General features: G+C 54.8%; 20 protein-coding genes. 9 read left to right on the top strand and 11 right to left on the bottom strand.

The genetic code is table 11. From position 1 onward, the window contains the following. Positions 1 to 174 precede the first annotated feature (174 nt). Positions 175 to 1935: an AAA family ATPase gene (locus ACQG2Q_RS08640; RefSeq protein ID WP_096216935.1), complete on the top strand. Its 1761-nt coding sequence runs from the start codon at positions 175 to 177 to the stop codon at positions 1933 to 1935. Between the two features lie 68 nt (positions 1936 to 2003). Next, positions 2004 to 2522: a bifunctional 3-hydroxydecanoyl-ACP dehydratase/trans-2-decenoyl-ACP isomerase gene (gene fabA, locus ACQG2Q_RS08635; protein ID WP_000227926.1), complete on the top strand. Its 519-nt coding sequence runs from the start codon at positions 2004 to 2006 to the stop codon at positions 2520 to 2522. A gap of 71 nt (positions 2523 to 2593) precedes the next feature. Here fabA and rmf read toward each other — a convergent pair whose 3' ends face one another. From rmf to rlmKL, 6 genes are all read right to left on the bottom strand, one after another. Beyond that, the gene (gene rmf / locus ACQG2Q_RS08630) at positions 2594 to 2761 is read right to left on the bottom strand and encodes a ribosome modulation factor (protein ID WP_003858162.1); all 168 of its coding nucleotides are present in this window, start codon (positions 2759 to 2761) and stop codon (positions 2594 to 2596) included. Between the two features lie 254 nt (positions 2762 to 3015). After that, entirely contained in the window at positions 3016 to 3582 is a 567-nt protein-coding gene (gene pqiC, locus ACQG2Q_RS08625) for a membrane integrity-associated transporter subunit PqiC (RefSeq protein ID WP_022647654.1), read from the bottom strand. Next, positions 3579 to 5219, bottom strand: a complete 1641-nt coding sequence (gene pqiB, locus ACQG2Q_RS08620) for an intermembrane transport protein PqiB (RefSeq protein WP_022647653.1) — start codon at positions 5217 to 5219, stop codon at positions 3579 to 3581. Before pqiB ends, pqiC begins: the two co-directional genes overlap by 4 nt. 4 nt (positions 5220 to 5223) lie before the next feature. Continuing rightward, positions 5224 to 6477, bottom strand: coding sequence for a membrane integrity-associated transporter subunit PqiA (pqiA, locus tag ACQG2Q_RS08615; protein ID WP_022647652.1), 1254 nt, complete (start codon positions 6475 to 6477; stop codon positions 5224 to 5226). Positions 6478 to 6490: 13 nt separating this feature from the next. Beyond that, positions 6491 to 8398 (bottom strand): ABC transporter ATP-binding protein, encoded by a 1908-nt coding sequence (locus ACQG2Q_RS08610; RefSeq protein ID WP_063849360.1) that lies wholly within the window; start codon positions 8396 to 8398, stop codon positions 6491 to 6493. A 12-nt stretch (positions 8399 to 8410) separates the two neighbouring features. Continuing rightward, positions 8411 to 10519 carry a bifunctional 23S rRNA (guanine(2069)-N(7))-methyltransferase RlmK/23S rRNA (guanine(2445)-N(2))-methyltransferase RlmL gene (gene rlmKL / locus ACQG2Q_RS08605; RefSeq protein ID WP_032622253.1) on the bottom strand — a complete coding sequence of 703 codons (2109 nt, stop codon included), beginning with the start codon at positions 10517 to 10519 and terminating at the stop codon, positions 8411 to 8413. A gap of 98 nt (positions 10520 to 10617) precedes the next feature. Here rlmKL and ACQG2Q_RS08600 point away from each other — a divergent pair, with 98 nt between their 5' ends. Beyond that, the gene (locus ACQG2Q_RS08600; protein WP_063849361.1) at positions 10618 to 11727 is read left to right on the top strand and encodes a YcbX family protein; all 1110 of its coding nucleotides are present in this window, start codon (positions 10618 to 10620) and stop codon (positions 11725 to 11727) included. Here ACQG2Q_RS08600 and zapC read toward each other — a convergent pair. Both zapC and pyrD read right to left on the bottom strand, forming a co-directional pair. Continuing rightward, on the bottom strand, positions 11724 to 12266 hold the full coding sequence (zapC, locus tag ACQG2Q_RS08595) for a cell division protein ZapC (RefSeq protein ID WP_023299740.1): 543 nt from the start codon (positions 12264 to 12266) through the stop codon (positions 11724 to 11726). The two genes, ACQG2Q_RS08600 and zapC, sit on opposite strands and share 4 nt — an antisense overlap. A 166-nt stretch (positions 12267 to 12432) precedes the next feature. Further along, a complete protein-coding gene (pyrD, locus tag ACQG2Q_RS08590) occupies positions 12433 to 13443 on the bottom strand; it encodes a quinone-dependent dihydroorotate dehydrogenase (RefSeq protein ID WP_023299739.1) in 1011 nt (336 codons plus the stop codon). A gap of 249 nt (positions 13444 to 13692) precedes the next feature. Here pyrD and ssuE point away from each other — a divergent pair, with 249 nt between their 5' ends. From ssuE to ssuB, 5 genes are read left to right on the top strand one after another with little or no spacing between them, the layout of a single operon-like run. Continuing rightward, positions 13693 to 14268, top strand: a complete 576-nt coding sequence (gene ssuE, locus ACQG2Q_RS08585) for an NADPH-dependent FMN reductase (protein ID WP_022647647.1) — start codon at positions 13693 to 13695, stop codon at positions 14266 to 14268. Then, positions 14261 to 15223, top strand: coding sequence for a sulfonate ABC transporter substrate-binding protein (locus ACQG2Q_RS08580; protein ID WP_022647646.1), 963 nt, complete (start codon positions 14261 to 14263; stop codon positions 15221 to 15223). The genes ssuE and ACQG2Q_RS08580 overlap by 8 nt, the downstream gene beginning before the upstream one ends. Then, positions 15220 to 16365: an FMNH2-dependent alkanesulfonate monooxygenase gene (gene ssuD / locus ACQG2Q_RS08575; protein ID WP_038415787.1), complete on the top strand. Its 1146-nt coding sequence runs from the start codon at positions 15220 to 15222 to the stop codon at positions 16363 to 16365. The genes ACQG2Q_RS08580 and ssuD overlap by 4 nt, the downstream gene beginning before the upstream one ends. 9 nt (positions 16366 to 16374) lie before the next feature. Further along, positions 16375 to 17166 carry an aliphatic sulfonate ABC transporter permease SsuC gene (gene ssuC / locus ACQG2Q_RS08570; RefSeq protein ID WP_023299738.1) on the top strand — a complete coding sequence of 264 codons (792 nt, stop codon included), beginning with the start codon at positions 16375 to 16377 and terminating at the stop codon, positions 17164 to 17166. After that, positions 17163 to 17933, top strand: coding sequence for an aliphatic sulfonates ABC transporter ATP-binding protein (gene ssuB / locus ACQG2Q_RS08565; RefSeq protein WP_271079834.1), 771 nt, complete (start codon positions 17163 to 17165; stop codon positions 17931 to 17933). The genes ssuC and ssuB overlap by 4 nt, the downstream gene beginning before the upstream one ends. Positions 17934 to 18022: 89 nt before the next feature. Here ssuB and pepN read toward each other — a convergent pair whose 3' ends face one another. Continuing rightward, the gene (gene pepN / locus ACQG2Q_RS08560) at positions 18023 to 20635 is read right to left on the bottom strand and encodes an aminopeptidase N (RefSeq protein ID WP_023305813.1); all 2613 of its coding nucleotides are present in this window, start codon (positions 20633 to 20635) and stop codon (positions 18023 to 18025) included. 423 nt (positions 20636 to 21058) lie between these two features. Here pepN and ACQG2Q_RS08555 point away from each other — a divergent pair, with 423 nt between their 5' ends. Next, entirely contained in the window at positions 21059 to 21325 is a 267-nt protein-coding gene (locus tag ACQG2Q_RS08555) for a DinI family protein (protein WP_023292714.1), read from the top strand. Between the two features lie 94 nt (positions 21326 to 21419). Here the strand turns inward: ACQG2Q_RS08555 and ACQG2Q_RS08550 are convergent, their stop codons facing one another. After that, positions 21420 to 22628, bottom strand: a complete 1209-nt coding sequence (locus ACQG2Q_RS08550) for a tail fiber domain-containing protein (RefSeq protein WP_426759118.1) — start codon at positions 22626 to 22628, stop codon at positions 21420 to 21422. A gap of 58 nt (positions 22629 to 22686) precedes the next feature. Then, positions 22687 to 22920 (bottom strand): phage exclusion lipoprotein Cor, encoded by a 234-nt coding sequence (gene cor / locus ACQG2Q_RS08545; protein WP_017382566.1) that lies wholly within the window; start codon positions 22918 to 22920, stop codon positions 22687 to 22689. Between the last annotated feature and the right edge of the window lie 96 nt (positions 22921 to 23016).

Below are 23016 nucleotides of genomic sequence, written 5' to 3'. Positions count from 1 at the left end.
GTTACCGTGTAACTCTGTTCAGAATATCAGTTTTTTGGCAATCTGCTGAAAAGAAATCATATCCTGTGAAACGTCGCAGGCGATCCGCATGACGAAAACCCGAATCCTGATTGGGCAGAGTGCGCCGCTTACGGTATACTCCACGGTTTTACTTCTGACTAAAAAACATCAACTTTGACCATTACGAAACTTGCATGGCGTGACCTGGTTCCGGATACCGAGAGCTATCAGGAGCTGTTTGCACAGCCAGACCTCACAAAAGAACACAAATTCATACTTAGCGAGACACAACCGCGTTTGCATTACGCGCTGGAGCAGATGTCATCCCCATGGGCTACATCTCCTTTCATGCTGCTCAAAGCCCCGGAAGAAGCCGAGTATCTGACGCTTCTCGGTGATGCCATGCGCCAGTTGCAGCCACAAACGAATGCCGTTTTTGGTGGTCAGTATCATATTGCCGGTCGCGACGTGACATTCGAACCTGCCACGCAGGCAGATGGATTGTTCGCTGCAAAAGGCGAGGTGATCACCGCCAACTGGGTGGAAGCAGAACAGTTGTTCGGCTGCCTTCGTCAGTTCAATGGCGATGTTTCACTGCAACCCGGGCTGGTACACCGCGCGAATGGCGGCGTATTGCTCATCTCCCTTCGCACACTGCTTGCGCAGCCGCTGCTGTGGATGCGCCTGAAAACGGTGGTGACGCAGCAACGTTTTGACTGGGTAGGCTTCGACGAGTCACGTCCTCTGCCTGTTTCCATTCCGTCTATGCCACTGTCGCTGACCGTCGTGCTGACGGGTGACCGTGAATCCCTGGCTGACTTCCAGGAAATGGAGCTAGAACTCGCGGAGCAGGCGGTTTACAGCGAATTTGAAGACAATATTCAGATTGCAGATGCCGATGACATGGCGCAGTGGTGTCAGTGGGTTATGGCCGTGGCGGAACGTTTCGCGCTGCCCTCACCTGCCGAGGATGCGTGGCCGGGCTTAATCCGAGAGGCCGTACGCTACACCGGCGATCAGGAAACCCTGCCGCTCTGTCCGCTCTGGATCGGCAAACAGCTGCGTGAAGTGGGCGTTATCAGCGGCAACGGTACGTTCAACGGTGAGCAACTGAGCCAGATGCTGGCCCAGCGTGAATGGCGCGAAGGCTATCTGGCTGACCGTATGCAGGATGAAATTCTGCTTGAACAGATTCTGGTGGAGACCGAAGGCGAACGTATCGGGCAAATCAATGCCTTGTCCGTCATCGAGTTCCCCGGGCACCCACGCGCCTTTGGTGAGCCTTCCCGTATCAGCTGTGTCGTACACATTGGTGACGGCGAATTTACCGATATCGAACGCAAGGCCGAACTGGGCGGAAACATTCATGCCAAAGGCATGATGATCATGCAGGCATTCCTGATGTCTGAACTTCAGCTCGAGCAGCAGATCCCCTTCTCTGCCTCGTTGACCTTTGAGCAGTCCTACAGTGAAGTCGACGGTGACAGCGCCTCAATGGCAGAGCTGTGCGCCGTGATCAGCGCGCTTGCAGACGTGCCGATTAACCAGAATATTGCGATTACCGGGTCCGTGGATCAGTTTGGCCGTGCCCAACCGGTGGGCGGACTGAATGAGAAAATCGAAGGCTTCTTCGCAATCTGCCAGCAGCGCGGTTTAAACGGCAAACAGGGCGTGATAATTCCGGCACCTAACGCTCGCCATTTGAGCCTGAGCCAGGCGATTCTGGATGCGGTAGAGCAGGAACAATTCACTGTCTGGGCCATCGAAGGGGTTGAGGATGCACTACCCTTACTGACAAACCTGGTCTGGGACGGCGAAGGCCAGACAACCCTGATGCAGACCATTCAGGAACGTATAGCTCAGGCGACACAGCAGGATGCTCGTCATCGTTATCCGTGGCCGTTACGCTGGTTAAGTTGGTTTAGTGCGAACTGATCGGACTTGTTCAGCGTACACGTGTTAGCTATCCTGCGTCCTTCACTAAAATAAGGCTTACTGAGAACATGGTAGATAAACGCGAATCCTATACTAAAGAAGACCTTCTTGCCTCTGGTCGCGGTGAACTGTTTGGCGCGAAAGGCCCGCAGTTACCAGCCCCAAATATGCTGATGATGGACCGTGTCGTGAAAATGACCGAAACCGGCGGCAACTTTGATAAGGGTTACGTAGAAGCAGAACTCGATATCAACCCGGACCTGTGGTTCTTCGGTTGCCACTTTATTGGCGATCCGGTAATGCCTGGCTGCCTGGGCCTCGATGCCATGTGGCAGCTCGTTGGCTTCTATCTGGGCTGGCTTGGCGGTGAAGGCAAAGGCCGTGCGCTGGGCGTAGGCGAAGTGAAATTCACCGGTCAGGTTCTGCCTACCGCGAAGAAAGTCACCTACCGTATCCATTTCAAACGCATCGTTAACCGCCGTCTGATTATGGGCCTGGCGGACGGTGAAGTGTTGGTTGATGGTCGTCTGATCTATACCGCGAACGACCTGAAAGTGGGTCTGTTCCAGGATACCTCCGCTTTCTGATAACAGCTTTTAGCCCCTTCCAGAAAGGCGAAACCTCCGCATTGCGGAGGTTTCTTTTTAAAGAGACGGTATCAAGCAAGTACTGCCCTGTCTCCGATGGCTTCTCGCCAGCCCCCTAGCCATTGGGACCTTTGATTCAGGGCCTGATAGGGACACATTTCTTTAGAACGTCCGGCGATGCCAGCCTGATAACCACGTTGATGAGCCCTTTCCAGGCGATCTCGTTTCTGTCTCTTCATGCCTCGTTTCCCTCATTCTTTTGTCTGGTGGAAAGAAAACAGTGGTTGCAATATGTGCAAGCACAGTTAACGAATACCCCGAATCTGCGTCAGCGTCAACGTTCAAAATTCATACGGGTGTCATATTTGTGAGCTACATGGAAGATCGTTTGTACAAAAAGTGTGATGCGGGACAAGTAACAACCTGAACGTAAAACGAAAAAAAAGCCGCAATCAGCAAGAAGCTGAGTGCGGCTTTCGTCGATGAATTTTACTTATGGCAGGCGGGAAATCTCTCTTGCTATAGTAGCCGACTCCTGTGCCCATCCCTGCGCAAGTACTTTCACCATTTCGTCATAGCCATCTTTCTGCTGCTTGAGTTCAAGATGGAAAGGACGCTTAATCAGCTGACCCTGGTGATTCAGCAGCCACTCCCCGCTGATAACAACGGCACCATCATAGCGGCCATGGAATCCCGTCACGTTAACATTCAGAGTGTCCTGATCGCTTCCCAGAGGCTGCGAGGCAACGACCCAACCGGGGAGCTGGCTGCTCAGATTCGCCACCAGCGTATTGCGTAGCTGCTGATCCAGCGGGCTGGCCCACAGGTTGTTGTTGGCGATTACGTACTGCACATCGCTGGTCTGGTAGACCACCCCGTTGCCCGCCAGGTAATCTGGCACGGCAACCTGCTCAACCCACAGCAGACGGCTGCCCTGCGAGGCGCTGCTCTGCGCCCCCGACTGCGCGCTTAACGGCAGCTGGTAGTAGCTTTTGTTATCGCTTCCAGAGCTACAGGCCGTTAATACCAGTGCGCCTGCGATGATTAGCCATTTTTTCATTGTTTCGCCCTCTTAGGCTCAGGATCCTTTTTATCTTTCGCTTCAAACACCAGCGCGTTGCTCTTTTCATTGAGCGTTTTCAGAACGGGCTGTAGCTCGCGTAAAACCTGATCAAGACGTTGCATATCCGCCACCATCTTGTTGTAGGCCGCTGAGCCCGGCTGGAAGCCCTGCATACTGCGATTCAGTTCACGCAACGTTTTCTGCATATCCTGCGGCAGTTGCTGCATGGACTGGTTGGCCGTGATCTTGTTGATATTATCCAGGGTGGTTTGAAGACGTTGCATCGTCGCCTGGCTCTGATGCAGTGATCCCGTCGCAGCCTCAAGCATTGGATTCAGCGGCAGATTGTTGATCTTATCCAGCGTTTCCATCAGACGCTGTTGGATCTGCGCCAGGCCACTGCTGACGGTAGGAATGATTTTGTAGCCGCCAAATTCACGGACTCCCGTCATAGGTGGCGCTTTTGGATAGAAGTCCATATCGACATACAACGCCCCTGTCACCAGGTTGCCGGTTTTCAGCGAGCCACGCAGACCGCGATTCATCAGGTCGCTGATATGCTCCCCAATATCCTGATCTTCACCTATCTGGTTAATTAAACGCTCAGGCTCAATGCGTATCAGCACCGGAATACGATAATCATCATCAAGCATTTGCTTGAGTCCCGGAACAAAGTAAGGCACTTGCCCCACTGTACCCAGACGGATACCGCGGAACTCAACTGGCGCTCCTGGCTGCAAGCCGCGTACAGAGTCCTTAAAGAACATCAGATAATCGATGTGATCGGTATAGAGCGCATCCTGAATGCTTTTTTGATCGTCAAACAGTCTGAAGGCGGTTTTTTCCGCCACCGGTTGTCCCAGATCTATACCTTCCGGCACGTCAAAACTGACGCCCCCACCAAACAGCGTGGTGAGTGAACCCATCTCAACGCGCATCCCCGCAGAGGTGAGATCCACAGCGATCCCACTGTCTTTCCAGAAACGAACGTTACTGGTCACCAGTCGGTCATTAGGCGCATTGATAAATAGCTGATAGCTGATGGTCCGTTTTTGCGGATCGAAGGTGCTCGTTTCAACCGAACCGACACGATACCCACGGAACAGCACCGGATCGCCCGGCGAGAGCTGGCCCGCTTTTTTGCTGTCCAGAATGACGCGGATCCCTTTTGCATCCGGTGGCGCAAGCGGCGGTGAATCCAGCAACTGATAGTTTGCTGGCTGGGCGCCTTTATTGCCGGGCTGGAGTTCAATGTAAGCCCCTGACAATAGCGTCCCTAAGCCGCTGATCCCTTCTCTTCCGACCTGCGGTTTCACCACCCAAAAAACGGAATCTTCATGGAGCAGTTTTTCCATGCCAGCATTCAGGCGGGCCTTAATTTCAACATGGGTTAAATCATCCGTCAGGGTCGCGCTTTCCACGACACCCACATCCACGCTGCGGCTCTTGATGGTGGTTTTTCCGCCCTCAATTCCCTCTGCATTGGTGGTAATTAGCGTGACTTCCGGTCCCTGATGGCTGTAATGATAAAACAGGATCCATGCACCGATCAGCGCGGTCACGATGGGGAAAATCCACACCGGCGACCAGTTTCTGACCTTCTGCACTTTAGCCTCTCCACTCTTATTTTCCATGCTCTTACTCTTCCTCATGGCTTGAATCGGGCTCACGATCCCACGATAAACGAGGGTCGAAGGTCATGGCCGCAAACATGGTCATAATGACGACCAAAGCAAACATCAGCGCTCCCATAGCGGGATAAATACTCATCAGCCCACCCATACGCACCAGCGCTGAGAGAACCGCAATCACGAACACGTCAATCATCGACCAGCGGCCAACAAATTCCACGACCTCATAAATCAGATGCATGCGCTCACTGTCACGCTTACCGTGCCCTTTTGCATCCCAGCAAAGCCAGGCAATGGCAATCATCTTTAAGGTCGGAACCATAATGCTGGCGAGAAATATGACGCCTGCAACAGGGTATGACCCTTCGCTCCACAGCAAAATCACCCCGGCAAGGATGGTCGAGGGCATTCTGTCGCCGAGCAGATCGGTGATCATGATCGGCAAAATATTGGCGGGCAGATAGAGCATGACAGAGGTCACCAGCAGCGCCATGGTCCATTGCAGGCTATTTTTGCGTCGGACGTGACCTTTAGTTTCACAGCGGGGACACACCTCGACATCCGCGGGCAGCACGGCGGTGCAGCAGGAGCAGGAGCGCAGCCCCTGACGGATACCCGGTACGCCCACCTTTACCGTCTGCGAGAGCGTCGGTGCCGGGGCAATATCGTCCCAGGTCCAGCGTCGGTCCACGCACTGGAAAGCGCGCAGTTGCAGCACGCAATACAGACACCACGGAATAAAGCTGCTGCCAATCCCCACATCGCCGTAGGCCATCAGCTTCACGAAGCTGACCAGGATACCCGCCAGAAAAATTTCCGCCATCCCCCAGCTTTTCAGCTGGAACAGGATCCGCGCGAGTTTGATTTTAAGGGCGGTGGGCATCCTGACGCGATTGACCAATAGCAGAATGACGACCAGGCAAAAAGCCGGGACTATCTGCACGAACAGAAGAAAGAAGGTGCCAAGGCTGGCGTAATCTTCCGAGAACATCACGCCTGGAATTTCAAGTAACTCCACCTGGCTTACCATCCCACCCACTTTCATAGAGATGAAAGGGAAGAGATTGGAGAGCAGTAACATGAACAGGGCTGCCAGCGCGTAAGCCGTAGGACGCTGCCTTGGCGCGTCCCACTCGGTCGTCAGCGTAGCTCCGCAGCGCGGGCAGGCAGCCTTATGTCCGTGACCAAGCTCTGGCAACGCCACGAGCATATCGCATTGCGAGCATAAAATATGCCGATCGGCATGGTGCTGGTCACACATAGATTATCCCTGTTTATGCGCCGTTTTTCAGAGACTCAAGGTACTCCCAGCGCTCAAATGCCTCTTCCAGCGCCTGCTCGGCCTGGGAGAGTTCAGCCAATACTTTCTGAGTATAGTCGTGAGGCTGCGTAAAGAATGACGCATCAGCGACCTGAATTTGCAGTGCTTCCAGTGCCGCTTCCAGCTCTTCCAGACGCTGCGGCAGTCCTTCCAGCTCGCGCTGCAAGTTATAGCTCATTTTAGCAGGAGACTTTTTGACAGTTTCTGCTTTCGCAACAACAGGTTCAGCGACATTTTTGGTTTTCGCCTGTTTTTGCGCCAGCGACTGCGATTGCTGTCCACGCGCGTCATGATAGCCGCCCACATATTGACCGATGCGTCCTTCGCCTTCGAAGATCCAGCACTCGGTCACGGTGTTATCGACAAATTGACGATCGTGGCTGACCAGCATCACGGTTCCCTGATAGCCATCAATCAACTCTTCCAGCAGTTCCAGCGTTTCGACATCCAGATCGTTCGTCGGTTCATCGAGAATCAGTAAGTTACTGGGTTTCAGGAACAGGCGCGCCAGTAAAAGACGGTTACGCTCACCGCCGGACAGCGCGCGCACAGGCGTCAGGGCGCGTTTTGGGTGGAACAGGAAGTCCTGAAGGTAGCCCAGCACGTGACGCGGCTTGCCGTTAACCATTACCTCCTGTTTGCCCTCAGCGAGGTTGTCCATCACCGTACGGTCCGGATCCAGCTCTGCGCGATGCTGGTCAAAGTACGCTACTTCCAGCTTGGTACCACAGTGAATACGACCGCTGTCGGCCTGCAACTGGCCCAGCATCAGTTTCAACAGCGTGGTTTTGCCGCAGCCGTTTGGACCAATAAGCGCAATTTTGTCGCCGCGCTGAACCTGTGCGGAGAAATCGTTCACCAGCACTTTGCCGTCAACCGAATAATTCACGTTCTCCATTTCGAAGACAATCTTGCCCGAGCGGGACGCCTCTTCCACCTGCATTTTGGCGCTACCCATGACTTCACGGCGTTCGCTACGTTCGCGGCGCATCGCCTTCAGGGCGCGAACGCGGCCTTCATTACGGGTACGACGCGCCTTGATGCCCTGACGGATCCATACCTCTTCCTGCGCCAGCTTGCGGTCGAACTCGGCGTTTTGCAGCTCTTCCACGCGCAGGTTCTCTTCTTTCTCCAGCAGATAGGTATCGTAATCGCCCGGATAGGTCACCAGCTTGCCGCGGTCGAGGTCGACAATGCGCGTGGCCATGTTGCGGATGAACGAACGGTCGTGGGAGATGAAGATAATGGTGCCATTGAAAGTTTTCAGGAACCCTTCCAGCCAGTCAATCGCTTCGATATCCAGGTGGTTCGTTGGTTCGTCCAGCAGCAGTACCCTGGGCCCGCTCACCAGGGCACGGCCCAGCGCGGCTTTACGCAGCCAGCCGCCGGAGAGCGCCGACAGCTCCATATCCGCTTCCAGGCCAAGCTGAGCCAGCACTTCGTTAATGCGGTTTTCCAGCTGCCACAGGCCGTGGTGATCGAGCATCTCCTGCACTTTTGCCAGTTCGTTGAGATTTTTGTCGCTCGGGTCGGTCATGACCAGATGCGAAATCTCGTGGTAGCGCTTGAGGTATTCCGCCTGCTCTGAAATCCCTTCGGCCACAAAATCGTACACGCTGCCGGTAACGTTACGCGGCGGATCCTGTTGCAGACGAGAGACGACCAGATCCTGCTCGTAAACAATACGGCCGTCGTCCAGCCCCTGCTCACGGTTGAGGATTTTCATCAGCGTCGATTTACCTGCGCCGTTACGGCCGACCAGACAGACGCGCTCGTTATCTTCGATATGCAGCTCTGCATTATCGAGAAGCGGTGAGTCGCTGAAAGAGAGCCACGCGCCGTGCATACTAATTAAAGACATTTATTTTTCCTTTCAGACCGCGGAGATCAGCCAGCAGTTGTGGATTTGACGGTTACGGGCAAAGTCCTGAGACAGCGTTTTTTGGCTGATTTCTTGTGCTTTAAGTCCCAGTTCGGCCAGGCCGTCGTGATCCATGCGGAATCCGCGCTTGTTATTCGAGAACATAATGGTGCCGCCTTTACGCAGCAGACGCTTCAGGTCGGTCATCAGGCGCAGGTGATCGCGTTGAACGTCAAAGCTATCCTCCATACGCTTGGAGTTAGAGAAGGTCGGCGGATCGATAAAGATCAGATCAAACTGCTCGTCGGTATCGCGCAGCCAGCCCAGCACGTCGGCCTGTAACAGGCGATGCTGACGACCGGTTAAGCCGTTAAGACGCAGGTTGCGCTCTGCCCACTCCAGATAAGTACGGGACATATCGACCGTGGTGGTGCTACGCGCCCCGCCAAGCCCTGCATGAACGCTGGCGCTGCCGGTATAGGAGAACAGGTTCAGGAAGTCTTTGCCCTTACTCATCTGTCCCAGCATGCGGCGGGCGATGCGGTGATCGAGGAACAAACCGGTATCAAGGTAATCGGTCAGGTTAACCCACAGGCGCGCGTTATATTCGCCCACTTCGATGAAGTCGCCCTTCTCGCCCATCTTCTGATACTGGTTTTTGCCTTTCTGACGCTCACGGGTTTTCAGCACCAGCTTGTTTGGCGAAATGCCGAGTACGGCGATGGTGGCCGCAATCACATCCAGCATACGCTGACGCGCTTTTTGCGCATCAATGGTTTTCGGCGGGGCGTATTCCTGAACCACCACCCAGTCTGCATAGCGGTCAACCGCCACGTTGTATTCCGGCAGATCAGCGTCGTAAAGGCGATAACATTCGATGCCTTCCTGCTTCGCCCACTTCTCAAATTTCTTCAGGTTTTTGCGCAGGCGGTTGGCATAATCTTCCGCCACGCCAGACGGTTTGCTGTCCGCTGCTATCTCTGCCAGATGGTAGTTTTTCTGCACGCAGTCCAGCGGGCCGTTTTTCGCCTTGAACTGGCGATCGGCACGTAATTGCAGGCAGCTCAGCAGCTCCGGCGAGGCGCTAAACAGGGAGAGGTTCCAGCCGCCGAAATGCGCTTTCATGTTGCGGCCCAGCAGGCTGTGTAGCGCAATCAGCGCTGGCTCGCTGCCAAGACGCTCACCATACGGCGGGTTGCTGATCACCGTACCGTACGGGCCTTTTGGCAGCGGATTGGTCAGGTTCGCCACATCTTTGACGTCGAAGGTCACCAGCTCACCGATACCGGCACGACGGGCGTTGCTGCGCGCGCGTTCAATCACCCGTGGGTCGTTGTCCGAACCGTAAAAGTGAGAGGTGTACTCCGCCAGCCCTTTACGGGCACGGGTCTGCGCGTCGTCTTTGACCTCTTTCCAGAGGGCTTCATCGTGCTGCGCCCAGCCTTTGAAGCCCCACTGTCCACGATGCAGCCCTGGCGCGCGGTCGGTGGCCAGCATCGCGGCTTCAATCAGCAGCGTACCGGAACCGCACATTGGATCGAGCAGCGGCGTACCCGGCTGCCAGCCGGAGCGCATCACGATAGCGGCGGCCAGTGTCTCTTTGATTGGGGCCATGCCGGTGCGATCGCGATAGCCGCGCAGATGCAGGCCTGCGCCGCTCAGATCCAGGGAAATACTGGCAGTGTCGCCGTTCAGCCAGACGTTGATACGCAGATCCGGGTTTTCACGATCAACGTTCGGACGTTCTCTATTACGACGCGTGAAGCAGTCCACAATGGCGTCTTTGACGCGCAGGGCACCGTACTGGCTGTTGCGGATCTCATCGTTGACTCCGTTGAAATGCACCGCAAAGGTAGCGTCCGGGGTGAAGATCTCTGTCCAGTCGATCATCTGTACACCGGTGTAGAGATCAAGATCGCTGTAGACCTTGCACTCTTTCATCGGCAGCATGATGCGCGACGCCAGACGGCTCCACATCAGGCTCTGGTAAATAAGCCGCGTGTCGCCCTCAAAATGGACACCACCCTGAACCACCTGGCACTCTTTCGCGCCCAGGGTTTCCAGTTCAGTTTTTAACAGCTCTTCCAGCCCACGGGCCGTACTGGCAAACAGAGAATTCATATCGTCACTTTTACTCATAGAAAATTGTCGCGCATTATAGCTAATATGGCGTGTATGTCATAAAGTTGAAGGCTTATTTTATTTAGCGGGAGTGTGCAGTGGCGACGTTATCCAGGCTTTTTATTCATCCGGTGAAATCCATGCGTGGTATCGGCGTGACGCACGCGCTGGCCGATATGAGCGGATTCGCCTTCGATCGTATTTTTATGATCACCGAGCCTGACGGTACGTTCATCACCGCACGTCAGTTCCCGCAGATGGTTCGCTTTACGCCTTCCCCGCTTCATGACGGATTGCATTTGACCGCGCCAGACGGTTCAAGCGTCTTGATCCGCTTTGCTGATTTTGCGCCGGTTGAAGCGCCAACGGAAGTGTGGGGCAATCATTTTACCGCGCGTATCGCGCCGGATAACATTAACCAGTGGCTGAGCGGCTTTTTCTCACGTGACGTTCAGCTGCGCTGGGTTGGGCCTGCGCTGACTCGTCGCGTGAAACGCCACGACGCGGTTCCCCTCTCCTTTGCGGATGGTTTTCCCTTCCTGCTGACCAGCGAGGCCTCGCTGCGTGATTTACAAACCCGTTGCAAAGCCAGCGTGCAGATGGAGCAGTTTCGCCCGAATCTGGTGGTGACCGGAGCGGATGCCTGGGATGAAGATACCTGGAAAATGATCCGCATCGGCAGCGTTATCTTTGATGTCGTGAAGCCGTGCAGCCGCTGTATTTTTACCACCGTCAGCCCGGAGAAAGGCCAAAAACACCCTTCCGGCGAACCGCTGAAAACCTTGCAATCATTTCGTACCGCGCAGGATAACGGTGATGTCGACTTCGGCCAGAACCTGATCCCCCGCTCCAGCGGCGTAATCCGCGTGGGCGACGAGGTCGAAATTCTTACCCGCGGCCCTGCAAGAGTGTACGGCGCAGGCCAGGAAGAAGAAATGGTTGACGTTGTCACCAACGTCGCTTCCGCAGTGGATATTCACTGGGAAGGCAAAGTTATTCGTGGTAACAATCAGCAGGTGCTACTGGAACAGCTGGAGCAGGCGGGTATCCGCGTACCTTATTCCTGTCGCGCGGGGATTTGCGGATGCTGTCGCATTAAACTGGTCGATGGTGAAGTGAGTGCCCTGAAGAAATCTGCGATTGGCAGTGACGGCACGATCCTGTGCTGTAGCTGTGTACCGAAAACATCCGTACAGCTGGAAGCTTAAACCGCCTGTTCGAGGCTGAAGGAATCGACGCGCAGCTGAGGCTTCAGCCTGTCATTCATCACTTTGATGGCATCACCTAACTGCATGACTCGCCCGGCAATGGTCACGCCGGGTTGGGCCAGCAAACAGAGCGCAGCGTTTTCACCGGGTTCAACCACCAGCAAATTCACCTCTTCTTCGGTATCGCTCAGATTGACGCTGGCCGCATCGCCGATAGCCGGGGTCCAGCTCATACCGTGCGCGAGGAAATGCCAGCTTTTCGGCATTTGTGGTTTCAGGAAACGGATCGCCACCAGCGCATTTAGTACCAGTTCAGCGCGCTGTTCTTTGGAGAGATTGAAGTCGCGGCATTTTTCTTCAAAAGAGAAATAGAGTGCAGCGTCGTCAACGCAAAAGCCTGAGGGAGCAAACGCGTCTGGCGTTAACATTCGGCGCGCAAAACGAGAGCGAAACAACATGCCATTGGCTAAGTCGAGCATCATACGGTCATGCTCGTCACAAAAATACCAGCGCCAGTTATCGTCAGGTTTAATTCGCATGTTTCTCTCCCGTCCCCAAAACGTCCTGTACTAAAAATGTCCTGTTTGCCGCTTCGCTTATAACACTAGTAATAAAAGACTATAATGTCTAAATAAGCAACAATGACGGAATATAAAACAACCAGGGCTGGAAATAAAGCCCTGGTTGTCTGATTAAGAGAAAAGATTAGATATGCGTGACAATTTCTTTAATCAATGGCGGCCCTTTAAAAATAAAGCCGGAATAAATTTGCACCAGTGAAGCCCCTGCCGCCATCTTCTCACGTGCAGCGATGACGGAGTCAATGCCACCCACGCCAATAATCGGCAGCTGGCCTTTTAATTCCGCGGAGAGTGCGCGAATAATTTCGGTGCTTTTTAATTGTACCGGACGGCCACTTAATCCACCCGCTTCGTCACAGTTTTTCATTCCCTGGACGAGGGAGCGATCGAGCGTTGTATTGGTCGCAATCACACCATCAATATTATGGCGAACTAAACTGTCGGCAACCTGGATCAATTCTTCTGCCGAAAGATCCGGGGCGATCTTAACCGCGACCGGAACATATTTATGGTGGATCGCCTGTAGTGCCGTTTGTTTATTTTTAATGGCGCCAAGAAGATCGTCGAGCGCTTCGCCATATTGTAATGAACGCAGCCCTGGGGTGTTAGGCGAGGATATATTCACCGCGATATAACCGGCATAGGCATAGACTTTTTCCATACAAATCAGATAGTCATCTTTACCCTGCTCGACTGGCGTGTCTTTATTTTTGCCAATATTAATACCCAGCACACCATCAAAATGGGCTTTCTTAACGTTCTCAACCAGATGATCGACGCCAAGGTTATTAAAGCCCATGCGGTTGATCAGCCCCTCGGCTTCAACCAGGCGGAACAGACGTGGCTTGTCATTTCCCGGCTGCGGACGCGGCGTCACTGTCCCGATTTCGATCGAGCCAAAGCCCATCGCGCCGAGTGCATCAATGCATTCGCCATTTTTGTCCAGTCCGGCCGCAAGGCCCAGTGGATTTTTGAACGTCAGGCCCATGCATTGGACAGGTTTTTCCGGCACGTTTTGACGCACCAGCGCGGCCAGAGGCGTTCCTGTAATACGACGTAACTGCTGAAATGTAAATTCATGAGCGCGCTCAGGATCGAGCTGGAAAAGGGCTTTACGAACGAAGGGGTAGTACATGAACTCTCCTGGATTCCCGGTGTGCAAACCGGGAGGGGATTATGTGCGATCCCGCCCGGAAAGGGAATTGACCTGTGGCAAAAAAAGCCATGTAAAACGCAATCGTTTACTTATCGGTTCGCTTCTTATGCTTTTTTCTGCATTCATCCTGAGGATAAATCATTTAGTGGAATAAACACGCAATGTCACACTCCTGAAAATTGTTATGAATGTTAGATAAAAGCAAACAATTAGTTATAAGGAGCAACCATGCGCGTCATTACCCTGGCCGGAAGCCCCCGCTTCCCCTCTCGATCCAGCGCACTGCTGGAATACGCTCGCGAAAAGCTTAATGCTCTGGATGTCGAAGTGTGTCACTGGAATTTGCACAATTTCGCGCCTGAAGATCTGCTCTACGCCCGTTTCGACAGCCCGGCGCTGAAAACCCTGATCGAACAACTTAAGCGTGCTGACGGGTTGGTCGTCGCGACACCAATTTATAAAGCCTCTTTTTCCGGTGCACTGAAAACGCTGCTCGATCTGCTGCCCGAGCGCGCGCTGGACGGTAAGGTCGTCCTGCCGCTGGCCACAGGCGGTACGGTAGCCCATTTACTGGCGGTGGATTATGCCCTCAAGCCGGTTCTGAACGCGCTGAAAGCGCAGGAGATCCTGCATGGCGTCTTCGCTGACGACTCACAGGTAATCGACTACCAGCATAAACCGCATTTCACGCCGAATCTGCAAACCCGCCTCGACAGCGCGCTTGAAACATTCTGGCACGCCCTTAATCGTCGGGATCGCCACGCGGCGGCATTTCATCAATCACAAGGAGTGGCGCATGTTTAAAACAGTTACCCGTATCGGGCTGGCAGGTCTGCTGGCAGTGGCATCGCTGGCTCAGGCGGCGGAGAAAACGCCGGAGAGCCTGCGCATCGGTTATCAGAAAGGCAGCGTCAGCATGGTGCTGGCGAAAAGCCATGCGTTGCTGGAGAAACGTTTCCCGCAGACCAAATTCTCATGGGTCGAGTTCCCTGCCGGACCGCAGATGCTGGAGGCGCTGAACGTCGGGAGTATTGATTTAGGCAGCACCGGCGATATCCCGCCGATCTTTGCCCAGGCGGCCGGGGCGGATCTGGTTTACGTTGGCGTTGAACCCGCCAAGCCGAAGGCAGAGGTTATTTTGGTGCCGGAAAACAGCGAGATCAAAAGCGTCGCCGATCTCAAAGGCCATAAGGTTGCTTTCCAGAAAGGTTCCAGCTCGCACAACCTGCTGCTGCGCGCGTTGCAGGAGGCCGGCCTTAAATTCACCGATATCCAGCCCGTTTACCTGACGCCTGCCGATGCGCGCGCGGCGTTTCAGCAAAAAAATGTTGATGCCTGGGCTATCTGGGATCCGTACTACTCCGCCGCACTGTTGCAAGGCGGTGTGCGGGTGCTGAAAGACGGCACCACCCTGAAACAAACCGGTTCGTTCTACCTGGCGGCACGTCCTTACGCTGAAAAAAATGGCGCATTTATTCAGCAGGTGCTGGATACCTTCTCTCAGGCCGATGCGCTGACCCAAAGCCAGCGTCAGCAGAGCATCACGCTACTGGCAAAAACCATGGGCCTGCCTGAACCGGTGATCGCCACCTATCTTGACCACCGTCCTCCCACCACCATAGCGCCGGTTGACGCCCACGTTGCCGCCCTCCAGCAGCAAACGGCAGACCTCTTTTATCAAAACCGCCTGGTTCCAAAGCAGGTGAATATTCGCGAACGCATCTGGCAACCCGCTGGCATTGAAGGAAAAAAATCATGAGTCTGAATCTTTTCTGGTTTTTACCCACCCACGGTGATGGACACTATCTTGGCACAGAAGAAGGCGCCCGCCCGGTCGATCACGGCTATCTACAGCAGATCGCCCAGGCGGCAGACCGCATCGGTTTTACCGGGGTACTGATCCCGACGGGCCGCTCGTGTGAGGATGCGTGGCTGGTTGCCGCGTCAATGATCCCCGTCACCCAGCGCCTGAAATTCCTGGTAGCCTTGCGCCCAAGCGTGGTGTCGCCCACCGTCGCGGCACGCCAGGCGGCAACGCTGGACAGGCTCTCCAACGGCCGCGCGCTGTTCAATCTGGTGACGGGCAGCGATCCGCAGGAGCTGGCGGGCGATGGCGTTTTTCTCGATCATACCGAGCGCTATGAAGCCTCCGCAGAGTTCACCCGCGTCTGGCGACGTCTGCTGGAAGGGGAAACCGTCACCTTCGAAGGAAAACATATCCACGTTCGCGATGCGCAACTCTACTTCCCGCCGGTACAGCAGCCGCGCCCTCCCCTTTATTTCGGCGGATCGTCGGACGTGGCGCAGGAGCTGGCGGCTGAGCAGGTCGATCTCTATCTGACCTGGGGCGAGCCACCGGAGCTGGTTAAAGAGAAAGTTGCTCAGGTACGCGCCAAAGCCGCAGAACATGGCCGTACGGTGCGCTTCGGCATTCGCCTGCACGTGATCGTACGCGAAACCAACGACGAGGCCTGGCAAGCCGCCGACCGTCTGATCGCTCATCTGGACGACGACACTATCGCCAAAGCACAGGCGGCGTTTGCCAAAACCGACTCCGTGGGCCAACACCGAATGGCCTCCCTGCACAACGGCAAGCGTGAAAATCTTGAGATCAGCCCGAACCTGTGGGCCGGGGTGGGTCTGGTGCGCGGCGGCGCCGGTACGGCGCTGGTCGGCGACGGTCCAACCGTAGCGGCACGCATTAATGAATACGCGGCGCTGGGGATCGACAGCTTTATCCTGTCTGGCTACCCGCATCTGGAGGAGGCCTACAAGGTGGGTGAACTGCTCTTCCCGCACCTGGATGTCGCTATCCCGGAGATTCCGCAGCCACGTCAGCTTCAGTTGCAGGGCGAAGCCGTGGCGAATGCGTTTATCCCGAGAAAAGTCGCGCAAAGTTAAGGAGCCACCATGTCTTCAACCGCACAAAAATGGCTGCTGCGCGCCGCGCCGTGGTTTCTGCCCGTCGGCATTGTCCTCGTCTGGCAACTGGCGTCTTCAACTGGCTGGCTGTCGAGCCGTATTTTGCCCTCTCCGGAGGGCGTTGTGGAAGCGTTCTGGTCGCTAAGCGCCAGCGGTGAGCTGTGGCAACATCTTGCCATCAGCTCCTGGCGCGCGGTAATCGGCTTTTCGATTGGCGGGAGCATCGGCCTGACGCTGGGGCTGATCAGCGGCCTGTCCCGCTGGGGTGAGCGGCTGCTGGATACCTCCGTTCAAATGCTGCGTAACGTGCCGCATCTGGCGCTTATTCCGCTGGTTATCCTGTGGTTCGGCATTGATGAGAGCGCCAAAATTTTCCTCGTGGCGCTGGGAACATTATTCCCGATTTATATCAATACCTGGCATGGGATCCGCAATATCGATCGCGGTCTGGTTGAGATGGCCCGCAGCTATGGCCTGTCAGGTTTTGCCCTGTTTACCCATGTGATCCTGCCGGGCGCCCTGCCCTCCATTATGGTTGGGGTGCGTTTTGCGCTCGGCCTGATGTGGCTAACCCTGATCGTGGCGGAAACCATTTCGGCCAACTCCGGCATTGGTTATCTGGCGATGAACGCCCGCGAGTTCCTGCAAACGGACGTGGTGGTGGTTGCCATTATCCTTTATGCCCTGCTTGGCAAACTTGCGGACGTCAGCGCCCAGTGGCTGGAACGTAGCTGGCTGCGCTGGAACCCGGCCTACACCGCTCAGGAGGCGAAAGCATGAATACTGCACGACTGAACCAGGGAACACCGTTACTGCTGAACGGCGTGACCAAACGCTACGGCGACAACACCATTCTGAATGCACTGGATCTGCATATTCCTGCCGGACAGTTTGTAGCCGTTGTTGGCCGCAGCGGTGGCGGCAAGAGTACCCTGCTGCGTCTTTTAGCCGGGCTGGAGGCGCCAAACAGTGGTGACATTCTGGCAGGCACTACGCCGCTGTCCACGATTCAGGATGATACGCGCATGATGTTTCAGGACGCGCGTCTGCTGCCGTGGAAAACGGTGATGGATAACGTCGGGCTGGGCCTGAAGGGCGGCTGGCGGGAGGACGCCCGGCAGGCACTCGCCGCGGTAGGGCTGGAGAATCGCGCGGGAGAGTGGCCTGCGGCCCTGTCGGGTGGACAAAAGCAGCGCGTGGCCCTGGCACGCGCGCTGATTCATCGTCCCGGCCTGCTGCTGCTTGATGAACCGCTCGGCGCGCTTGATGCCCTGACGCGGATCGAGATGCAGGATCTGATTGAAACCCTCTGGCAGACGCACGGCTTTACGGTGCTGCTGGTGACGCATGACGTAAGCGAAGCTGTGGCAATGGCAGACAGGGTGCTGTTAATAGAAGAGGGTAAAATTGGTCTGGATCTGACGGTGGATATTCCACGTCCTCGCCGGGTGGGATCGGCCAGACTGGCGGAGCTGGAGGCGGAAGTGCTGGATAGAGTGATGAAACGTGGAGAAGCGGAGATTCAGCGGATAAAGGCTAATGCCTGATGCCCTCACCCCGGCCCTCTTCAACAGGGAGCACGGCGCAAGGGCAAATCGTAGGCCCGGTAAGCGTAGCGCCACCGGGCTTTTTTACATCAGGCCAGCGCCTTTGTAATCTTCTCGTACAGATCGCCAGACAGATTTTCCAGCCCTTTCAGCTGCTCAAGCGCGGCGCGCATTTTCGCCTGACGCTGCGCATCGTAGCGTTTCAGGCGGATCAGCGGCTCAATCAGACGAGACGCCACCTGCGGGTTACGGCTGTTCAGCTCGGTTAGCATTTCAACCATGAACTGATAACCGCTGCCGTCTTCAGCATGGAACGCGGCCGGGTTGCTGCTGGCAAACGCGCCAATCAGGGAGCGGACGCGGTTCGGGTTGCTCATGGTGAACGAACGGTGCTTCAGCAGGCTGCGGACCTTGCTGAGTACATCGACTGCCGGACTGGTGGCCTGAAGAATGAACCACTTGTCCATCACCAGACCATCCTGATGCCACCTGTCGTCGTACTCCTGCATCAGCGCATCGCGGCACGGCAGCTCGGCGGCAACGCTTGCGGCCAGCGCGGCCAGCGCATCCGTCATGTTATCGGCTTCGTGGTACTGCTTGCTGACCAGCGTGTTCGCCAGCTCTGCCTCACCAAATGCCAGATAGCGCAGGCAGGTATTGCGCAGGGAACGTTTACCGATATCCGCATGTTCCACCCGATATGCGTCCAGCTTGTTGGCGTTGTAAATTGCGAGGAACTCATCTGCCAGTTCGGTCGCCAGCGTGCGGGTCAGCGCTTCACGCACGGCGACGATCGCAATGGGGTCGATGATGTCAAACAGCTCGGCGATTTCAGTCGCAGACGGCAGCGTTAAAATTTCAGCCGCCAGCGCCGGGTCAATATTCTCATCCAGCAGGATGGCACGGAAGGCGTCTGCCACATGAACCGGCAGCGTCAGCGGCTGGCCCTGCTGGTAACGGTTCACGTTCAGCTTGATGTAGGTCGCCAGCAGGCTTTGTGCCGCATCCCAGCGCGAGAAATCGTTGCGCGCGTGACGCATCAGGAACGTCAGCTGCTGATCGCTCCACTTGTATTCGAGTTTCACCGGCGCGGAGAACTCGCACAGCAGGGCAGGAACAGGCTGGAAATAGACGTTATCGAAGATAAAGGTCTGCTCTGCCTGGGTCACATTCAGCACGTTATGTACCGGGTGACCGCCCTTCTGTAGCGGGATCACGTTGCCTTCGTTGTCGTACAGCTCAACGCTGAACGGAATGTGCAGCGGATGTTTCTCTTCCTGCTCCGCCGTTGGCGGTGTGCGCTGGCTGATGGTCAGCGTGTACTGCTCAGTTTCCGGGTTGTAGTCGTCTTTGACCGTCACAATCGGCGTACCGGCCTGGCTGTACCAGCGGCGGAAATGAGACAGATCCACGTTAGAGGCGTCTTCCATCGCCTGGACGAAATCGTCGCAGGTGGCCGCACTGCCGTCATGACGCTCGAAGTAAAGCTGCATCCCTTTCTGGAAATTCGCTTCGCCCAGCAGGGTGTGGATCATGCGGATAATTTCAGCGCCTTTTTCGTACACCGTCAGGGTGTAGAAGTTATTCATCTCAATGACTTTATCCGGGCGGATCGGATGGGCCATTGGGCTGGCATCTTCTGCAAATTGCAGACCACGCATAGTGCGCACGTTGTTGATGCGGTTTACCGCCCGCGATCCCAGATCGGAGCTGAACTCCTGATCGCGGAAGACGGTTAAGCCCTCTTTCAGGCTCAGCTGGAACCAGTCGCGGCAGGTGACGCGGTTCCCGGTCCAGTTATGGAAATATTCGTGGCCGATAACGCGTTCGATATCGAGGTAATCTTTATCCGTTGCGGTATCGGTACGCGCCAGCACGTATTTAGAGTTAAAGATGTTAAGACCTTTATTCTCCATCGCGCCCATATTGAAGAAATCGACAGCAACGATCATATAGATGTCGAGGTCATATTCGAGGCCAAAGCGCGTTTCATCCCACTTCATGGAGTTGATGAGGGAAGTCATGGCCCACGGGGCGCGGTCAAGGTTGCCACGGTCCACGAACAGCTCCAGCGCGACTTCACGGCCAGAGCGCGTTTTAAAGGTGTCGCGCAGAACATCGAAATCGCCCGCCACCAGCGCAAACAGATAGCATGGTTTAGGGAACGGATCCTGCCACTGTACCCAGTGACGGCCATTCTCCAGTTCCCCTTCACCAATCCGGTTGCCGTTGGAAAGCAGGTACGGGTACAGCGTTTTGTCGGCAATAATTTTGGTGGTAAAGCGCGCCAGGACGTCCGGGCGATCCAGATACCAGGTAATGTGGCGGAACCCTTCGGCTTCACATTGGGTGCACAGGGCTACGCCTGACTGGTAAAGCCCTTCCAGCGCGGTATTGGCGGCAGGGCTGATTTCATTCACGATGCGCAGGGTAAAGCGTTCCGGCAGGTTGTCGATGACCAGTTGGTTGCCTTCTTCTTTATAGTCTGACCAGGCTTCATCATTAATATGCAGGGATACCAGCGTCAGGTCTTCACCATCCAGACGCAGCGGCACGGCTGTCGCGCTCTGGCGCGTCACCTGGCTTACCGCCGTCACGACGGTTTTTGTGGCATCCAGGTCGAAGGTCAGATCGATATCGCTTATCAGGTAATCCGGCGCACGGTAGTCGTGGCGGTATTTAGCTTGTGGCTGTTGTGTCATAGAAAACCTTATGCATCGTTTGTCGAGTAACGATTCAATATATTCCGGTTGTGTAAAACGCGCTATGCAGAATGTTCATCTTTTCAGGCACAACGCCGTTTTTGCTACATTTTTATAATATGAACTCATAGTTTTTAAAATCGATAAAGATCGTCCAGGAGCGCTTTAAACAAGGGATGAGCGAGATCGATATAAAGCTTGATTAACGAACTTTAACGAACTTCACATACCACTTTTGCCCCATCCATGCCCCACACATAATTTTATGTCAACGCCAGACCACATCAGCCCTGCAGGACAAATCGATAACAAACACGCCCGCAGTATTTTCCCCAAAATTTAAAAACAAGTGGCTCATGCCTTGACAGACAAAACCGCCAAAGCAAAAATACTGTATATTCACACAGTAATAGCGGAGCGCGTATGTTTGTAGAACTGGTTTATGACAAGCGTAATGTTGAGGGGCTCGAAGGGGCCAGAGAGATCATTCTGGCCGAGCTGACGAAGCGGGTGCACCAGATTTTCCCTGATGCCGAAGTGAAGGTGAAGCCGATGCAGGCAAACGGACTGAATAGCGATGCTAGCAAAAGCGATCGGGAAAAACTTAACCGCATGCTGGAGGAAATGTTTGAAGAGTCCGATATGTGGCTGGTTTCTGAGTTCCCGACCGTTCGCCAGGTTGGCCTGTAGATATTGTTCGGGTAATATTCCCGACGTTTGCTCGGGCATGAACACTGAGCAGCCAGCCGTCGCCCATAGTATGCAAGAATGGGCGGCGGTTTCCTCAGCTTCCAGACCGCAACGCTTCGACCTGTTTCTTTAAATCTTCTATTTGAACCATTAACGCCAGAATAGCTTCATGGTGAAGAGCTGCGGCCGCACCTGCCACATCCACCGATAATGTATTTTCAATCTCTGTGCCGTCATCAAGGATGGTTGTGCCGCCGATGAAAACAGCCGTCGGCATCACTTCCATCAGTTCCTGCGCGATAAACCCCTGTCCCGGAGGTGCGTTATCAAGTCGTTCCCACGTATATCCATGTAGCAACTTCATTTTTTCAAGCGGAGACTCAATCGGCCTGGTATTTGTTTTAATGCGATGGTCGGAATTATTGACCCATGAACCGTTATTCGCTGTGGCGTTCCCCCCGGCGGAAAAAACCCAGTTGGTGTATGTGCCATTAGCCCTGTCGATGCCAATTGCAATATCCTGAATATCATATCCACCACCCCGGCGCGCACCTATGTAACCAGTATCGTTAAAATATTGAAATGACGACCGGCCAATAACACCACCTACAGAGCCAGTATCAAATGACTGGATTCCAACTTTGTTACCTGCTCCAGAATTAAATGCCGATGTAAAAAGTGATGATGATGTCAGCGTACCCCCGGTCTTCCCGTTCACCGTACCGAGGCGAGCATCATCGCCAGCTGCCACGGTTCCGGCTGCCGTTCCGACGTTCCTCGTGGCACTATTTCCCAAACCGAGGTTTGTGCGAGCGTCTGCGGCATTCGTTGCGCCGGTCCCTCCCTGCTCAATGCTGAGAGCTGTTTTCAGCCCAGAAAGGCTGGTAATGTCGCTGTTAGCCCCTTTCTTCGCCAGAGATTTTTGACCCGGCACGGTAACGGCAGTGCCGTTGATAGTAATGGTGACATCAGATGTCCCGTTCATTACATCAGCGAACCCGCTCATGTAGCGCTGGTACATCGTGAAGGTTTCAGCGATATCCTGCGCCAGACCATCCACGCTCAGACTGTCACTCAGAAGAATCGCAAACCGGGTTCCGGTGGGAACTGCTGGGTTAGCCGCTGGCGTTACGGTGAGACTTGTTGCGCTGCCAATGGTGGTAATCTGAAATACCTGCACAGGGCTGGTCATTGCAATAACGGTACAGCCGTTACGAATAAGAGATCCAGCAGCAGTGAAGTTTGTGCCGGTACCTGTAAGGGTGTTTCCGCTGATGGCGATAGTGCCAGTAGTATAAATCATGTTTTCTCCAGGCAATAAAAAACCCCGCCGGAGCGGGGTTTGTTCAAAACTGAATGGGTTAGTGGCAGGTGGTGCTGGTGAACGTGTTGGCGCTCACCCATGACCAGTTAAAGGGATAACCGGCGCGGTACTGCGTCTGATTGTTTTGTTTACGGACTCCGTAGATCTGGACGCTGCTTTCCTGTCCGCCGACCAGGGCTGTTCCGGTGCATACGGGTTGCTGCTTCTCAATAACGCCAGCGCAACCGGAGAGCAATACCGCTACCGCCAGGCAAAGAATCATATTTTTCATAGTGGTTATATCCCAGGGCATTCATGAAACTACACAATAACAATATGAATCAATGGGATATAATTGATTTGATAGATCAATTATTCAAAATTGATC

This window comes from Enterobacter cloacae complex sp. 370H10, from assembly GCF_050031535.1.
Taxonomy (GTDB): domain Bacteria; phylum Pseudomonadota; class Gammaproteobacteria; order Enterobacterales; family Enterobacteriaceae; genus Enterobacter; species Enterobacter intestinihominis.
The sequence above is the reverse complement of the archived record's forward strand: the minus strand, read 5'-3'. Positions and strand labels throughout refer to the sequence as shown.

Excerpts from the sequence above, each read along its gene's own strand:
- rmf (WP_003858162.1), bottom strand. The coding sequence starts at position 2,761 with ATGAAGAGACAGAAACGAGATCGCCTGGAAAGGGCTCATCAACGTGGT.
- cor (WP_017382566.1), bottom strand. The coding sequence starts at position 22,920 with ATGAAAAATATGATTCTTTGCCTGGCGGTAGCGGTATTGCTCTCCGGT.
- ssuB (WP_271079834.1), top strand. The coding sequence starts at position 17,163 with ATGAATACTGCACGACTGAACCAGGGAACACCGTTACTGCTGAACGGC.
- pqiB (WP_022647653.1), bottom strand. The coding sequence starts at position 5,219 with ATGGAAAATAAGAGTGGAGAGGCTAAAGTGCAGAAGGTCAGAAACTGG.
- pyrD (WP_023299739.1), bottom strand. The coding sequence starts at position 13,443 with ATGTACTACCCCTTCGTTCGTAAAGCCCTTTTCCAGCTCGATCCTGAG.
- rlmKL (WP_032622253.1), bottom strand. The coding sequence starts at position 10,519 with ATGAATTCTCTGTTTGCCAGTACGGCCCGTGGGCTGGAAGAGCTGTTA.
- ACQG2Q_RS08555 (WP_023292714.1), top strand. The coding sequence starts at position 21,059 with ATGTTTGTAGAACTGGTTTATGACAAGCGTAATGTTGAGGGGCTCGAA.
- fabA (WP_000227926.1), top strand. The coding sequence starts at position 2,004 with ATGGTAGATAAACGCGAATCCTATACTAAAGAAGACCTTCTTGCCTCT.
- pqiA (WP_022647652.1), bottom strand. The coding sequence starts at position 6,477 with ATGTGTGACCAGCACCATGCCGATCGGCATATTTTATGCTCGCAATGC.
- ssuC (WP_023299738.1), top strand. The coding sequence starts at position 16,375 with ATGTCTTCAACCGCACAAAAATGGCTGCTGCGCGCCGCGCCGTGGTTT.
- zapC (WP_023299740.1), bottom strand. The coding sequence starts at position 12,266 with ATGCGAATTAAACCTGACGATAACTGGCGCTGGTATTTTTGTGACGAG.
- ssuD (WP_038415787.1), top strand. The coding sequence starts at position 15,220 with ATGAGTCTGAATCTTTTCTGGTTTTTACCCACCCACGGTGATGGACAC.
- ACQG2Q_RS08580 (WP_022647646.1), top strand. The coding sequence starts at position 14,261 with ATGTTTAAAACAGTTACCCGTATCGGGCTGGCAGGTCTGCTGGCAGTG.
- ACQG2Q_RS08550 (WP_426759118.1), bottom strand. The coding sequence starts at position 22,628 with ATGATTTATACTACTGGCACTATCGCCATCAGCGGAAACACCCTTACA.
- ACQG2Q_RS08610 (WP_063849360.1), bottom strand. The coding sequence starts at position 8,398 with ATGTCTTTAATTAGTATGCACGGCGCGTGGCTCTCTTTCAGCGACTCA.
- pqiC (WP_022647654.1), bottom strand. The coding sequence starts at position 3,582 with ATGAAAAAATGGCTAATCATCGCAGGCGCACTGGTATTAACGGCCTGT.
- pepN (WP_023305813.1), bottom strand. The coding sequence starts at position 20,635 with ATGACACAACAGCCACAAGCTAAATACCGCCACGACTACCGTGCGCCG.
- ssuE (WP_022647647.1), top strand. The coding sequence starts at position 13,693 with ATGCGCGTCATTACCCTGGCCGGAAGCCCCCGCTTCCCCTCTCGATCC.